This window comes from Rhodococcus sp. PvR044, assembly GCF_040548995.1.
Classification (GTDB): Bacteria; Actinomycetota; Actinomycetes; order Mycobacteriales; family Mycobacteriaceae; genus Rhodococcus_G; species Rhodococcus_G oryzae.
Genome location: NZ_JBEPSX010000001.1, coordinates 1,000,847 through 1,015,387, shown reverse-complemented (window position 1 = coordinate 1,015,387; position 14,541 = coordinate 1,000,847). Strand labels below are relative to the sequence as shown.

General features: G+C 70.0%; 16 protein-coding genes. 5 read left to right on the top strand and 11 right to left on the bottom strand.

Translation table 11 applies throughout. The annotated features are described in order from the left end of the window. Positions 1-26: 26 nt before the first annotated feature. From ABIC28_RS04610 to rpsB, 6 genes are all read right to left on the bottom strand, one after another. Entirely contained in the window at positions 27-731 is a 705-nt protein-coding gene (locus ABIC28_RS04610) for a class I SAM-dependent methyltransferase (protein ID WP_354577710.1), read from the bottom strand. 16 nt (positions 732-747) lie between these two features. After that, a complete protein-coding gene (locus tag ABIC28_RS04605) occupies positions 748-1,611 on the bottom strand; it encodes a phosphatidate cytidylyltransferase (RefSeq protein WP_257017551.1) in 864 nt (287 codons plus the stop codon). Continuing rightward, positions 1,611-2,168 (bottom strand): ribosome recycling factor, encoded by a 558-nt coding sequence (frr, locus tag ABIC28_RS04600; RefSeq protein WP_097212693.1) that lies wholly within the window; start codon positions 2,166-2,168, stop codon positions 1,611-1,613. The genes ABIC28_RS04605 and frr overlap by 1 nt, the downstream gene beginning before the upstream one ends. 37 nt (positions 2,169-2,205) lie before the next feature. Beyond that, positions 2,206-2,949 (bottom strand): UMP kinase, encoded by a 744-nt coding sequence (pyrH, locus tag ABIC28_RS04595; RefSeq protein WP_077041244.1) that lies wholly within the window; start codon positions 2,947-2,949, stop codon positions 2,206-2,208. 204 nt (positions 2,950-3,153) lie between these two features. Then, the gene (gene tsf, locus ABIC28_RS04590) at positions 3,154-3,978 is read right to left on the bottom strand and encodes a translation elongation factor Ts (RefSeq protein ID WP_077041243.1); all 825 of its coding nucleotides are present in this window, start codon (positions 3,976-3,978) and stop codon (positions 3,154-3,156) included. Between the two features lie 89 nt (positions 3,979-4,067). After that, the gene (gene rpsB / locus ABIC28_RS04585) at positions 4,068-4,940 is read right to left on the bottom strand and encodes a 30S ribosomal protein S2 (protein WP_209925968.1); all 873 of its coding nucleotides are present in this window, start codon (positions 4,938-4,940) and stop codon (positions 4,068-4,070) included. 271 nt (positions 4,941-5,211) lie between these two features. On the opposite strand from rpsB, the gene ABIC28_RS04580 reads away from it, so the two are divergent. Next, on the top strand, positions 5,212-5,709 hold the full coding sequence (locus ABIC28_RS04580; RefSeq protein WP_209925966.1) for a M23 family metallopeptidase: 498 nt from the start codon (positions 5,212-5,214) through the stop codon (positions 5,707-5,709). On the opposite strand, the gene ABIC28_RS04575 is transcribed toward ABIC28_RS04580, so the two are convergent. After that, positions 5,706-6,683, bottom strand: coding sequence for a MinD/ParA family ATP-binding protein (locus tag ABIC28_RS04575; protein WP_502944994.1), 978 nt, complete (start codon positions 6,681-6,683; stop codon positions 5,706-5,708). The genes ABIC28_RS04580 and ABIC28_RS04575 overlap by 4 nt on opposite strands. Positions 6,684-7,066: 383 nt before the next feature. Here ABIC28_RS04575 and ABIC28_RS04570 point away from each other — a divergent pair, with 383 nt between their 5' ends. Next, positions 7,067-7,429 (top strand): cupin domain-containing protein, encoded by a 363-nt coding sequence (locus tag ABIC28_RS04570; RefSeq protein WP_209925964.1) that lies wholly within the window; start codon positions 7,067-7,069, stop codon positions 7,427-7,429. Positions 7,430-7,435: 6 nt separating this feature from the next. Here the strand turns inward: ABIC28_RS04570 and ABIC28_RS04565 are convergent, their stop codons facing one another. After that, positions 7,436-8,386 carry a tyrosine recombinase XerC gene (locus tag ABIC28_RS04565; RefSeq protein WP_209925962.1) on the bottom strand — a complete coding sequence of 317 codons (951 nt, stop codon included), beginning with the start codon at positions 8,384-8,386 and terminating at the stop codon, positions 7,436-7,438. Between the two features lie 84 nt (positions 8,387-8,470). Here ABIC28_RS04565 and ABIC28_RS04560 point away from each other — a divergent pair, with 84 nt between their 5' ends. Next, on the top strand, positions 8,471-9,658 hold the full coding sequence (locus ABIC28_RS04560; protein ID WP_354577979.1) for a multidrug effflux MFS transporter: 1,188 nt from the start codon (positions 8,471-8,473) through the stop codon (positions 9,656-9,658). Positions 9,659-9,725: 67 nt separating this feature from the next. Next, entirely contained in the window at positions 9,726-10,322 is a 597-nt protein-coding gene (locus tag ABIC28_RS04555) for a hypothetical protein (protein ID WP_209925960.1), read from the top strand. Here the strand turns inward: ABIC28_RS04555 and ABIC28_RS04550 are convergent. After that, complete coding sequence (locus ABIC28_RS04550; protein ID WP_209925958.1) at positions 10,319-11,104, bottom strand: siderophore-interacting protein; 786 nt, start codon at positions 11,102-11,104, stop codon at positions 10,319-10,321. The genes ABIC28_RS04555 and ABIC28_RS04550 overlap by 4 nt on opposite strands. A gap of 198 nt (positions 11,105-11,302) precedes the next feature. On the opposite strand from ABIC28_RS04550, the gene ABIC28_RS04545 reads away from it, so the two are divergent. Next, positions 11,303-11,935, top strand: coding sequence for a hypothetical protein (locus ABIC28_RS04545; protein WP_209925956.1), 633 nt, complete (start codon positions 11,303-11,305; stop codon positions 11,933-11,935). 7 nt (positions 11,936-11,942) lie between these two features. On the opposite strand, the gene ABIC28_RS04540 is transcribed toward ABIC28_RS04545, so the two are convergent. Both ABIC28_RS04540 and ABIC28_RS04535 read right to left on the bottom strand, forming a co-directional pair. Further along, positions 11,943-13,469 (bottom strand): alpha/beta hydrolase, encoded by a 1,527-nt coding sequence (locus ABIC28_RS04540; RefSeq protein WP_354577700.1) that lies wholly within the window; start codon positions 13,467-13,469, stop codon positions 11,943-11,945. An 84-nt stretch (positions 13,470-13,553) separates the two neighbouring features. After that, complete coding sequence (locus tag ABIC28_RS04535; protein WP_354577977.1) at positions 13,554-14,321, bottom strand: MerR family transcriptional regulator; 768 nt, start codon at positions 14,319-14,321, stop codon at positions 13,554-13,556. Positions 14,322-14,541 lie beyond the last annotated feature (220 nt).

Genomic DNA, 14,541 nt, shown 5'->3' with positions numbered 1-14,541 from the left:
CGGCGGTCTCGGGCAGGCGGATCGACTCAATACAGCAGCCCGGCGGGCGCGCGCCTGGTGTGGATCCGGTAGCCGACCTCGAGCGACAGTCCCGGGGTCTGCGCATAGGCGCGCTGCGCGATCTTTCCGCTGAACTCGATCCCGAGCACGGCGCGCAGGGACCCCCTGCTGTCGAACTCCCACCGGGTCCGCACCCGCGAGAGCTCGAATCCCTGTGCGGCGAAGAAGGACTCGACTCGGGCCGGGTCGTAGTGCGGCAGGTCCGTGCGCATCCACTCGCCGTACGGGCCGACGGTGGCGTCCAGGTCGACCACCGCGAGCACTCCCCCTGGCCGCAGGACCCGCATGGATTCGATGATGCCCGGCCCGCAGCCCGCGCCGAAGAAGTACGCGGTCCGCGCGTGCACGATGTCCACGGAGTTCTCGGGCAGCGGGATCCGCTCGGCGGAGCCCGCCAGCACCGTGACGGTGTCGAGTCCCGCCGTGCGCCTGCGCGCCCGGTCGACCAGCGGTGGGTGCGGCTCGACGCCGACCACCGACCGGGCCCCCGCCGCGAACACCGGCAGGTGGAAACCGGTGCCGCAGCCGAGGTCCAGCACGTCGCGCCCGGCCCAGTCCGCGACCCGCCGCAACTCCGCGAAGACGGCGCCGTCGGCGTCCTGGGCGCGGTTCTCCACCTCGTAGACGTCCGGCCAGTGCCAGATGTTGGGGCTCGGGATCGGTGCCGTCACGACTGCGCTCGCACGGTCACAGCAGCGCGGTGAACACCAGCCAGGTGACGAACGCGGACGGCAGCAGCGAGTCCAGCCGGTCCATGATCCCGCCGTGCCCTGGCAGCAGCGTGCCCATGTCCTTGATGCCGAGCTCGCGCTTGACCTGCGACTCGATCAGGTCGCCGGTGGTGGCCACCAGGACCAGCACGACGCCGAGCACCACACCGACCACCGCGTCGGCATCGAGGATGAGGGTGACGGTGAGGACCGAGCCGATCACACAGAAGAGCAGGGAACCGGCGAAGCCCTCCCAGGACTTCTTCGGGCTGATCGCGGGCACCATCGGGTGCTTGCCGAACAGCACACCCGCCGCGTAGCCGCCGACGTCGGAGCACACCACCCCGATGATCAGGCAGAAGATCCGTCCCGGACCGTCCTCCTGACGCACCATCAGCGTCGCGAACGAGGCAAGCAGCGGGATCCACGCGGCGACGAAGACCGCGACACCGGTGTCGCGGAGGAAGTTCTGCGGGGTGGCCTTCAGCCCGCCCTGCAGCAGTCGCCACACCATGCACACGAGCACTGTGCCTGCGAACCCACCGAGTACGCCGGTGGTGCCGTACGGCCAGCCCAGCCAGATCGTGGCCTGCCCACCGAGCAGCAGCGGGACGAACGGGACCGCGATCCCGCCCTCGCGCAGCCGCTTGGTGACCTCCCACGTCGCGACGGCCATGGCGGCCGCCACGATGGCGAAGAACAGGTTCGGGACGTAGAGCAGCGCGACGACGAGCATCGCCCCGAGTCCAACGCCGACCCCGATCGCCGCGGGCAGGTCGCGTCCTGCCTTGGCGTTCACGGCCGCGGCGGCGCCCTGGGGCGCCGAGCCTTCGGTTGACACTAAACCTCCAGCAATTCAGCTTCCTTGTGCTTCACAAGTTCGTCGATGTGCGCCACATACTTGGCGGTGGTCTTGTCGAGTTCCTTCTCGGCGCGCCCGACCTCGTCTTCGCCCGCGTCGCCGTCCTTCTGGATGCGCGAGAGCTCGTCCATCGCCTTGCGGCGGACGTTGCGGATGGAGACCTTGGCGTCCTCGCCCTTGCCCTTCGCCTGCTTGACGAACTCGCGGCGACGTTCCTCGGTCAGCTGCGGCACCGAGATGCGGATGATGCTGCCGTCGTTGCTGGGGTTGAGCCCCAGGTCCGAGTTGCGGATCGCGGTCTCGATCGGACCGAGCTGCGCGGCCTCGTAGGGCTTGATGATGACCATCCGCGCCTCGGGCACGTTGATGCTCGCCAGCTGGGTGATCGGCGTGATCGACCCGTAGTACTCGATCACGATCCGGTTGAACATGCCCGGGTTCGCCCGGCCGGTGCGGATTCCGCCGAGGTCCTCCTTGGCCACCGCGACGGCCTTCTCCATCTTCTCCTCGGCGTCGAAGAGAGCTTCATCAATCACGGTGTTCCTCCAGGCTCGGCGGGTGCGGTGGGATGGTTCATGACTTGACGAGTGTTCCGATCTTCTCACCGGCCACCGCGCGCGCGATGTTCCCCTCGGTGAGCAGGTTGAACACCAACATCGGCATCTGGTTGTCCATGCACAGGCTGAACGCGGTGGCGTCGGCCACCTTCAGTCCCTGCTCGATGACCTCGCGGTGGGTGATGTCGGTGTACATGGTCGCGTCCGGGTCCTCGCGCGGATCCGCGGTGTAGACGCCGTCGACGGCCTTGGCCATCAGCACGACCTCTGCCCCGATCTCGAGGGCGCGCTGCGCGGCCGTCGTGTCGGTGGAGAAGTACGGCATGCCCATGCCGGCACCGAAGATGACGACGCGGCCCTTCTCGAGGTGCCTGCGCGCCCGCAGCGGCAGGTACGGCTCGGCGACCTGGCCCATGGTGATGGCGGTCTGCACGCGGGTGGCGACGCCCTGCTTCTCGAGGAAGTCCTGCAGCGCAAGGCAGTTCATCACGGTGCCGAGCATGCCCATGTAGTCGGACCGGGACCGGTCCATGCCGCGCTGCTGCAGTTCGGCGCCGCGGAAGAAGTTGCCGCCGCCGATGACGACCGCGACCTGCACGCCGGAGTTGACGACATCGGCGATCTGCTCAGCCACGGTCTGCACCACGTCGGGGTCCAGTCCGACCTCGCCACCACCGAACATCTCGCCACCGAGCTTGAGGAGGACGCGCTTGAAGCCGTCCCGTCGGGGCGCGGAATCGGTCGGTGCGGGTTCGGTCATGGCTCTCCTCGATCGTCGGTGCCGCGCTGGGCGGTGTGTGGCCAGCATGAATGGGCCACCCGGTGTTCTGGCCACAGATGACCACTCCATCCTGCCTTATCCACCCCCGCGAACGGCGCCCGGGGCCGACGACGCGCGCGGCACACGCAGAAAGGCCCCGCACCCGGAAACCGGGGCGGGGCCTTTCGGTGGAGCTGGTGCCGTCTAGCTGGCGCCGACCTCGAACCGCGCGAAGCGGGTGATGGTCACGCCGGCCTCGTCGAGAAGGGCCTTGACGGTCTTCTTCGAGTCGGTGACGGACGACTGCTCGGTGAGCACGACATCCTTGAAGAAGCCGTTGACACGGCCCTCGACGATCTTGGGGAGTGCAGCCTCGGGCTTGCCCTCCTCCTTGGCGGTCTCCTCGGCGACGCGGCGCTCGGCCTCGACGATCTCCGCGGGGACCTCGTCACGGGTGACGTACTTCGCCTTCAGCGCGGCGACCTGCATGGCGGCGGCGCGAGCGGCCTCCGCAGCGGCGTCGCCCTCGCCCTGGTACTCGACCAGGACGCCGACGGCGGGCGGCAGGTCGGCACTGCGCTTGTGCAGGTAGGTCGCGACCGGGCCGTCGAACGCGACGACGCGACGCAGCTCGAGCTTCTCGCCGATCTTCGCGGACAGCGCCGCGACGAGCTCGTCAGCGGTCTGGTCGCCCGCGGAGGCGGCCTTGAGTGCGTCGAGGTCGGCAGGCTTGGCGGCGGCGGCCGCGGTGACGACCTTGTCCGCGAGCTCCTGGAACTCGGCGTTCTTGGCGACGAAGTCGGTCTCGCAGTTGAGCTCGACCATGACGCCGTCCTTGGCGACGACCAGGCCCTCGGCCGTGGTGCGCTCGGCGCGCTTGCCCACGTCCTTGGCGCCCTTGATGCGGAGCAGCTCGACGGCCTTGTCGAAGTCGCCGTCCGTCTCGGCAAGCGCGTTCTTGCAATCCATCATTCCGGAGCCGGTGAGCTCGCGGAGCCGCTTCACGTCAGCGGCGGTGTAGTTCGCCATTGGGGGCGAGCCTCCTTGAGTGAGATTCGATGCCTGGGGTGGAGCATGAAGTGAAGCGGCCCTGACCTTGGAAGGTCAGGGCCGAGTCACTAGGCCTGCGGGGCCTCGGCTGCGGGAGCCTCGGTCGCCTCGGCTGCGGGAGCCTCAGCTGCGGGAGCCTCGGCTGCTGCCTCCGCCTCGGCGGCGGGGGCGGCCTGCGAGAGCAGCTCCTGCTCCCACTCGGCGAGCGGCTCGGCGCCGGCCTCGGGCTTCGCGTCGTCCGCGGAACCGCGGCCCGCGCGGGCCTGCAGGCCCTCGGCCACCGCGGAGGCGACGACCTTGGTCAGCAGAGCGGCGGAGCGGATCGCGTCGTCGTTACCCGGGATCGGGTAGTCGACCAGGTCGGGATCGCAGTTGGTGTCCAGGATCGCGATGACCGGGATGTTCAGCTTGCGGGCCTCGGAGACCGCGAGGTGCTCCTTGTTGGTGTCGACGACCCAGATGGCCGACGGGACCTTGGCCATGTCCCGGATGCCACCGAGGGTGCGGTCGAGCTTGGTCATCTCACGCGTGAGCATGAGGATTTCCTTCTTGGTGCGACCCTCGAAGCCACCGGTCTGCTCCATCGCCTCGAGATCCTTGAGACGCAGCAGACGCTTGTGGACGGTGGTGAAGTTGGTCAGCATGCCGCCGAGCCAGCGCTGGTTCACGTAGGGCATGCCCACGCGGGTCGCCTCTTCGGCGATGGACTCCTGCGCCTGCTTCTTGGTGCCGACGAAGAGGACGGTGCCGCCGTGGGCAACGGTCTCCTTGACGAACTCGTACGCCTTGTCGATGTACGTGAGGGTCTGCTGCAGGTCGATGATGTAGATGCCGTTGCGGTCCGTGAGGATGAAACGCTTCATCTTCGGGTTCCAGCGACGGGTCTGGTGCCCGAAGTGGGTACCACTGTCGAGCATCTGCTTCATGGTTACGACAGCCATGGCTGTGTACCTCTTTCATAGCCGGTTGACGCAGGCGATCGGTGATCCCTGCCCTGGCGCCCGCCAGCCCCCGGACCTGCACGAGTGCAGGACCAGCCGGAGGCCGTTGTTCATGCGCGGGCGCGCGAAGTCGGACTGTGCGTGCACAGACCGCATGGACAGTGTACGGGCTGAGACCAGCAGGTCATAACCAGCGCTGTGGACAGCCGATCTGTCCACAGATCGCCCGACGCGGCCCCGGCGGCGACCCGGCGTGGCCCAGGGTGAAGTGATGCGGATCCTGACCGTTCTCGGATTGTGCGCGATCGTCCTGCTCGGTGGTCCGTCACCGAGCACGGCCGCGCCCGACGGCTACTCCTGGCCGCTGCGTCCGCGCCCGGCGCTCGCGCGGGCCTTCGACCCACCCGAACACGACTGGCTGCCCGGGCACCGCGGCGTCGACCTGGTCGGCAGCCCCGGCCAGGCGGTGCTCGCGGCGGGCGAGGGGGTGGTGGCGTTCGCGGGCGTGGTGGCGGGCAAGCCGGTGGTCTCGATCGATCACCCCGGCGGGCTGCGGACCACCTACGAGCCGGTCCGCGCGGCGGTCGCCGTCGGCGGGCGGGTGGGGCGCGGAACGCCGCTCGGCACCCTGGAGCCCGGACATCCCGGGTGCGGGACGTGCCTGCACTGGGGGCTGCGGCGGGGCCGCGAGTACCTCGACCCGCTCGGCCTGGTGCGCACGGCGCCGGTCCGGCTCAAGCCGCTGGGCGCGGAGGGCAGGCGGAACTAGCTCCACTCGGCGACGGCATGCCTGCCCGAGGAAGCCGGGAAGTCGTCGGCGACCATCGCCGCGAGCTCGACGAAGGCCCGTCGGGTGGCGGGCCGGAGCAGGTTGAGGTCGATCTCGGCGCCCTCGGCCAGGTGCTCGTCGAAGGGCACCACCTGCACGGCCCGGCACCGGGCGAGGAAGTGCCTGCTCAACTCGTCGAGATCGATCGTCGACGCGCCCGGCCGGGCCGAACTGATCACCACGACCGTCCGTTCGACCAGGTGCCCGTAGCCGTGATGTTGCAGCCAGTCCAGGGTGGCCGCGGCGCTGCGGGCACCGTCGATCGCGGGTGAGCTCACCAGCACGAGCGAATTGGCAAGCTGCAGAACGCCGTTCATCGCCGAGTGCATGATGCCGGTGCCGCAGTCGGTGAGGATGATGTTGTAGTACACCTGCAGGATGTCGATGACCGACCGGTAGTCGGCCTCGCTGAACGCCTCCGACATGGCCGGATCCTGTTCGCTGGCCAGCACCTCCAGCCGACTCTCGGCCTGCGAGGTGTGCCTGCGTACATCGGAGTAGCGGCGCAGGTTCGGCGCGTCGGCGAGCAGATCGCGCACCGTCGAGGCGGTCCGCAGCGGGACCCGGGTCGCCAGGGTGCCCATGTCCGGGTTCGCGTCCACCGCGATCACCTGGTCCCCGCGCATCGAGGCGAAGGTCGAACCGAGCCCGACCGTGGTGGTGGTCTTGCCGACTCCGCCCTTGAGCGAGAGGAACGCGATCCGGTAGTCGCCTCGGATCGGCTGGTTGATCCGCTCGACCAGCGCCTGCAGTCGCTGTTCCTCGCCGGACTGACCGGGGTTGATGGCCCCGCCGGAGATGCGGTGCACGGCAGCGCGCCAGCCGGCATCGGGGGCACGTCGCGGCCGCTTGAGCAGCGCCCCGGCGACCAGGTCCCGGTTGGTGGGCTGGTGCGGCGGCGCCGGTGGGCGGATCGGCTCGGTCCAGGTCTGCTCGACCGGGGCGGGTTCGGGCTGTGCCCAGTCGGGTTCGACGGCGCGGTTGGGCCCGGTCCACGGCCCCTCTGGTGCGACGGCGCGGTTCGGCCCGGTCCACGGTCCCTCGGGGGCGGCTGTCGACCACGCGGGCACGGCGGCGGGCGGCGCACTCCGATCCGTCCAGGCCGGCTCCTCCGCGGGCGCGGCGGCTCCCTGCAGCCAGGCCGGCGTCGAATGATCGCGGTTCACAATTCCCCCGAATGTGTGGCAGATCTGCGGGTTCGACCCGCAGCAGTCTGGGCGAGGCTACCAAGTGGAGCCTGGACATCGCCCCCCGCCGGGGAGAAGCATCGGTGACAGGCAACCACAGGAGGCAAGCCATGTCCGGATTGGTTCGCAAGAGTTTCGATTCACCCGAGGAGACCCGCCCGTTCGCGGACGGCAAGGGCAAGATCGATCTGGTCGACCTCGCAGGCGGAGCGGTCGGGCGTGGGGTTTTCGAACCCGGCTGGAAGTGGTCCGACCACGTCAAGCCGATCGCCAAGACCGACAGCTGCCAGGCGGCCCACGTGGGCTACTGCGTCTCTGGACGCATGGTCGTGGTCATGGATGACGGCGAACGGCAGGAGTTCGGTCCCGGCGACGTGATGATCGCCCCGCCCGGTCACGACGCGTGGGTGGTCGGCGACGAGGCCTGCATCCTGGTGGACTGGCAGGGCTTCGCCGACTACGCGAAGCAGTAACCGCCGTCAGGCCCGTGGGTGCGCCTGATCGTGCACCGCGCGCAACCGCGCCACCGACACGTGGGTGTAGAGCTGCGTGGTGGCCAGGCTGCTGTGCCCGAGCAACTCCTGCACCACCCGCAGATCGGCGCCGCCCTCGAGCAGGTGGGTCGCCGCCGAGTGCCGCAGCCCGTGCGGGCCGAGGCTCGGCGCGCCGGGCACCGCCTCGAGGACCTCGTGCACGACGCTCCTGGCCTGCCGCTGATCGATCCGGCCACCGCGCCGGCCGAGCAGCAGCGCCCGGCCGGAGCGCTCGTTCACCAGCGCGGGGCGTCCCGACGTCAGCCAGGCGTCGACGGCGGCGGCCGCCGGTCCCCCGAACGGCACCGAGCGCTGCTTGTTGCCCTTGCCCAGCACCAGGAGCACCCGGCGTTCGAGGTCGACGTCGTCGAGGTCGAGGCCGCACAGCTCCCCGACCCGGATTCCGCTGGCGTACAGCAACTCCACGATAAGCCGGTCCCGCACCGCGATCGGTTCGAGCTGCGCCGCACCGGATTCCGCGGCCTGCATGGCCTCCGCCGCCTGGCCCTGGCGCAACACGGCAGGCAGGGTGCGGTGGGCCTTGGGCGCGACGAGGCGGACGCCGGGATCGCGCGGGATCCGGCGGGTGCGGGTCAGCCAGGAGGTGAACGTGCGGGCGGCCGCGGTTCGGCGGGCCAGGGTGGTGCGCGCCACCCCCGCCGACGCCTGCGCCGACAGCCAGGACCGCAACGCCCGGAGGTCGATGTCCTCGAGATCCGCCTCCGGCGAGGCGGCCGCGACGTGCGCGAGCAGCGACCGCGCATCGGCCAGATACGCCCGGACCGTGTGCTCGGACCGGCCGCGCTCGAGCGACAGGTACTCGCCGTAGGCGTCGAGGTGCGACGCCAACCGCGTTGGCACCTCGCCCGGTTCCTGCCGCTTCGCATGCGAACTCATGTTCGCACCGTCTCCCCCGGACGGGAATAAATCAAGCACCCGCGCCGCTGGGTCCCTCATGTGAGCCGAACCATTCCGATCCCGATGCTGTTGATCCTCGCCCTGCTGTCCGCGATCGCGCCGCTCGCGACGGACATGTACCTGCCGGGCCTGCCCGCGCTCGGCGAGGACCTCGGCACCTCGGCCTCGACGGTCCAGCTCACCCTGACCACCTTCATGGCGGGCCTCGGCATCGGCCAGCTGATCATCGGCCCGCTCTCCGACGGATGGGGGCGGCGCAAGCTGCTCATCGGCGGCACCATCGTCTGCGCGATCAGCGGCGTGGCCTGCGCGCTCGCACCATCGGCGGAGGTGCTCATCGGCGCCCGACTGCTGCAGGGCCTCAGCGGCGGCGCGGGAATCGTGTTGGCGCGCGCGGTGATCGCCGACCGGGCCAAGGGCGACAACGCCGCAAAGCTGTTCAGCATCATGATGATCATCGGCGGCGTCGCCCCCGTGCTGGCCCCACTGATGGGCGGCGCGTTGCTCGGACCGATCGGCTGGCGCGGCATCTTCTGGGTGCTCGCCGCGGCCTCCGTGGTGATGCTCGTCGGCGTGCTCACGCTGGTGCCCGAGACGCTGCCCGTCGAACGAAGGCACGGCGGCGGACTCTCGGCTCTCGCGCACAACATGCGGTACGTGACCGGCAACCCCCGCTACGTCGGGTACGCGCTGACGTTCATGTTCGGATTCGGCGCGCTGTTCTCCTACATCTCCGCCTCCCCCTTCGTGGTCCAGGACGTGCTCGGCCTGACCCCCGGTCAGTTCTCGATCGTGTTCGGCGTCAACTCGATCGGCATCGTCGCGGGCAGCATCGTCAACACGAGACTGATCGGGCGGTTCCACGCCCACCAGCTGCTGAGGTTCGGGGTGTCGATGCTGCTCACCGCAGGCACCCTGCTGCTGCTCGAGGTGACCGTCGGCGCCACCGCGACCGCGGTCGTGCTGCCCCTGCTGTTCCTGGTGACCACCAGCCTCGGATTCATCATGGGCAACGCCACCGCGCTCGGGCAGTCCGAGGTGACGGCCGCCGCGGGCACCGGGTCCGCGCTGATGGGCGCGGGCCAGTTCGGCCTGGCGGCGCTGATCTCGCCGCTGGTCGGCGGGTCCGCGCTGGGGATGTCGATCGGCATCGTGGTCTGCGCGGTCGCGGCGATGACAGCGCTGCTCACCCTTGGCAGGCCGGCAAAGCCGGCGGACACGGGTGCCGACGTCGCGGCGGCCCGGGTCTAGACCGACGGCGTGACGCGCCCGGCGGCAACTACACCGTCTGGGACCCGGTGTCCGCGATGATGATCCGGTGAGCAACCGCAACGGGACGGGCAGCAGGTTCCTGGCACTGGTCGCCGCGCTGGCCGTGTTCGGGCTGGCCGCGGGGGTGCTCGGCGCGATCGGTTGGCGCCACGCGACCCCGTACGCCGACTACTCACCCACGGAGCCGAACGGCCGCCTTGGCGTGCGGACGATCTACTACGGGTTCATGTACTTCCCCGGCCCGCCGTGGCTCCCGGCGCTGCTGATCTTCCCGGCCGTCGGTGCGACGATGCTGGCCGCCGTCGGTGCGCTGGTGGGGTTGTCCGGCTGGCGGTTGGTCCGCCGCGGGGGCGACGGCCGAGGACCGTTGTTCGCGGTCTTCGTGATCTGCGGCCTGGTCTACGGCGCGATCGTCGCGCTCGTCGGCGGCATCCATCCGCCCCAACTGGGCCAGCCCTTCGCGCTGGACCGAACACCGACCGGCGATCCCACCACCGCATCACTGCCGTGGCACGTCGACCTCGGACCGACCTGGCTCAGCTTCCCCGCCATCGGCCTCGCGCTGGGCCTGATCATCGCGATAACGCTCAGCGGCACCGGGATTCGTCTGGTTCGCCGCGGTGCGCCGGTCCCCGTCGGCTAACGCGGGCGTTCCGGGTTCTCGGTGGCCGCGAGCTCCGATTTCCACACCCGGAACCCCTCCTCGGTGCGGCCGCGTCGCCAGTAGCCGGAGATCGACGCCCATTCGGCGGCGACCCCGCGCTCCTTGCGGATGTAGGCGCGCAGACCGTGCATCACGGCATGCGCCTCGCCGTGGATGAACACGTGTGGCTGCCCGGGCAACCACGGCACGGCCTTGACCGCATCGATCAGCGGCGCGTTGTCGCCCGCCCGGTCGTCGCCCACCTCGTCGGCGGCGCCGCCGCGGTGCACCCAGGTGACCTGCACTGGCGCGGGCGATGGCAGGGGCACCTCGTCGTCCGGGCCCGCGACCTCGAGCACCACCCGCGCCACCGCGTCCGCGGGCAGCGCCGCGACCGCCGCCGCGACCGCGGGGATGGCCGATTCGTCGCCTGCGAGCAGGTGCCAGTCGGCGTCCGCGCGCGGCGCATAGGCCCCGCCGGGCCCGTACAGTCGCACGCTCTCCCCCGGCTGGGCGGACGCCGCCCACGGTGCGGCCACTCCCTCGTCGCCGTGCACCACGAAATCGATGGCGACCTCGCGGTTTTCGTCGTCCACGGAGCTCACCGTGTAGGTGCGCAGCACCTGATCATCGTCCGGCCCGAAAATCAGCTTGACGTAGGCGTCGGTGAAGTCGTTGGGGACGAACTCCTCGAATCCGGGGTCGCCGAGGAAGACGCGCACCAGGTGCGGGGTCAGCCGCTCGGTGCGCGAGACCGTGAGTGTGGTGATTCGCCTGGCCATTCCAACACCTCTCGCTAGTTAGCGTTACCTAACACAGTACCGGCTGACTCGAGATGGATGGCGTGATTCCCCTCTCGTTCGGCCACGGCCTGAGATACTGCTGCCTGGCCGATTCGCCGTGTGCGTTCGACCGTCCACGCCGGGGCGAGGTGAACCAACCCCGCCGCCAACGACTTCCGCGTCTTTTCTCGAGGGGCAATGACACACATCCGCCGCATCCGTTCGCTCGCCGTCCTCCTGCCGCTGACCGCCGTCCTGCTCGGCGGGTGCTCGGCGGCCTCCTCCGAGCCCGGAACGGCGGAGGCGGCGGCATGCGTCGACGCGACGCTCCCCAACGCCACCGCCGAGGAGCTCGTCGACGTGCTCCGGCCGAGGGGCGACGGGACCACAGACTCCGTCGAGCAGAACCTGGTGGACCAGTTCGCCGCCTCGCGCCCGGCCCAGGTCGAGCGCGTCGGACAGAGCACGGTCTTCCGGAACGTGCCCGAGGGCGGCGACGCCGGGTACGCGAGCGCCGTCTGCGCGGACAGCCGCTGGGACGACATCACCGCGGGCGCGATCACGCTGAGCCCGCGCGCCGAACGCGCCGCCATCGTGTCCGCGGGCCACGGCTACTGCGAGGCCTACGAGCAGATGCTGCCCGCCGCTGTGTCGACCGGCTCCTGGGACGACTGGGCGGGATACACGGCGGCCCTCATCGGTGCCCGGCAGTCCGCCCTGGACGCCGCGAAGGCCGCGGGTCGCGACTCCTCGGCCGAGCAGCAGGCGCTGGAGGAGGAGACCAGGGCCTACGACGCGGCGCGGCAGCACATCTGCCCGCAGTTCGGCTGACGCCCGGCTACGCCTCGCAGACGACGTCTTCGCTCGGCAGTGTGCCTTCCCTGAGGTAGTCGTTCACCGCGTCGCGCGCGCAATCGTTGGGGTAGTCCGGGAACACGGCATGCGTGCGTCCCGGCACAGTGACCAGCCTCGACCCTCGCATTGCCCGGTGCATGCCAAGGCCCTCCTCGTAAGTGGTCCTGGTGTCCCCGAGCGACTGCACCTGCAGCGCGGGGGTGTCATTGCCGATCTCGACCTGCTCGATCGGTTCCCCACGCCAGAACGCACACGGCGTAATGGAATTGTGCACGGATCCGAAGATGGGCTGGTCGGCGCGAGCGCGTTCGATGTTCTGCCAGTACCACTCCGGGTCCGTCGGCATCGCGCGGTCGCCGCAGAGGATGGCCAGGGTCGACGCGTAGTCGGGTCCCGTGCCTGACTCCGGGCGGAACATCGCTTGCAGCAGGCCCGCGAGTTTCGGCATCGGCGTCACCTGCTTGCCTGCCGCGAACTGACGGAGCTGCACCAGGGCGTCCGCGAAGGCGGCGTTGTCCGTGTCGCTGGTGGCATAGAAGTACAGCACGAACGGCAGCGTGTGGTCGTCGAGCGTGAACTGCCCCACCGTGATCGGGGTCGCCGCCGCGTCGGCGATCAGTTGCTCGATGCCCGCCCGCACCTGCGCCGGGGCGGCCCCAAGGCCGTAGTCGTCGTCGCGCTGCGCCGCCCAGCCGGCGAAGTCGTCGATGGCCTTCTCGTTGGCCGGGCCCATGTCCCGGAACATCTCGATGCCGTACTTGGCCGGATCGGCCGCGCTGTCGAGCACCAGGCGATCGATCCTCTCCGGAAACATCTGGCTGTACGTCGCGCCCAGCACGGTGCCGTAGGACCAGCCGTAGTACGAAGCGGTCTCCTCCCCCAGTGCCTCGCGAATTACGTCGAGGTCCCTGGCGATGTTGGCGGTGTTGATGTGCGGCAACACATCCGGATACTTCTCCCAACACAGGTCGGCGGCCTTCGAGGCCCGTTGCACGTTCTCGTCGAACCCCGATCGCCCGGCGCCGGTCGAGCGGAACCAGGTCATGTCCGTCAACCCACAGTCGAGCGGGGTACTGGCGCCTAGCCCGCGGGTGTCCATCCCGATGATGTCGTAAGCGGCGGACACGTCGGGGGTCATCCCTTCGCGCAGGTTGGCAGGCATACCAAGGCCGCGGCCGCCCGGTCCACCGGGGTTGGTCAGGAGGATGCCGCGCCTGCTGTCGGGGCCGGTGGACGCCATCCGGGAGATCGCGAGTTCGATGGTCGCGCCCTGCGGATCCCGGTAGTCGAGCGGGACGTCGACAGTGGCGCACTCGCTGCCGGTCGCCGCGAGTTGCTCGTCGGCGCAGGCCGCCCACGAGACGGGCTGCCGGTAGTAGCGGTCGAGGTCGGCGGCCGACGCGCTCGATAGCGGGCCTGTGGCCTCCGGATCCGCCTGGGGCTGAGCGCATCCGGCGAGCATGGCGCCCACCGCTGCCGCCGCGGCCGTGATGACTGTCAGTTTTCGCATGCGCGTGTACCTCCTGAATTCGGGCATGACAGATGGACCCGCATGTGACGCGGGCATGAATGGGTGAATCGGTGGTGTGCGGCGCTAGGCGCCGTCGGCGAGCCGGGCGGCCACCGCCCGGACGAACCTCGCGTAACCGGATGAGGCGTTGTTGAAGCGGTGCTCATCCATCAGGGCGGCCATCCGCTCGTCGTCCCTGATGTACGGGACCTCACTGGGACGCATCTGGTCGGGCAGCACCTCCGCCATGAAGGCGCAGTAGTCCGTTGCGAGCGCTTCGATCTCGGCGGCGCCGGCGTCGTCCCCTAGCCGCGAAACCCGGCCGATAAGATCGACGCCGCGCGCCCGATGGGGTTGTGCGAGCACCCGCCGGTGGATACTGAGCAGCCGCTCGCTCACGTCGGGACTCCCGGCCGAGACTGCGAGCACGAGCAGCAGGAACTCCTTCTCCTGCGCGACCCATTCCGGCGACACCCCCGCGGCGAGGTACTCCGACATCACCTTCGCGAACTCGTCGGGCAGCTCCGGATCGAGGCTTCCTCGCAGGTCCGCGATGGTGCGGCGGCGGAGCGCGATGAGCCGGGACTGCTCGGCCAGTTCATGGTCCAGCGCGTCGAGCGCCTGGTGGATGCCGCCGGTCTCGCCATCGAGCAGATCGCCGATCTGGGCGATGGACAGTCCGAGGTCGCGAAGCCTGCGGATGCGGCTGAGCTGGACCAGGTCCTGCGCGCCGTAGCGGCGGTACCCGTTCGCCTCCCGCGGGGGCTCCACGAGCAGGCCACGGGCGTGGTAGTGCCGCACGGTCTTCACAGTGGCGCCCGCCAGTGATGCGAGTTCGCCGACCGTGAGCATCACCGATCACCGCGCCTTCGGGCGTCGCTCGGGGTCTCGGTGCTCGTCATGCCGACCATTCTGCAAGCCTGCCCCAGGGGCAGGGTCAAGTCACAGCGTCATCCCCGCCTGAACCATCGTCTCGTCCGATCCCACCAGCTCCAGCACCGACAGCGCGCCCCACACCGACTCGATCGGCACACCCGCCCCCCAACCGCTCGTGCAACTGGATAACCTCAGC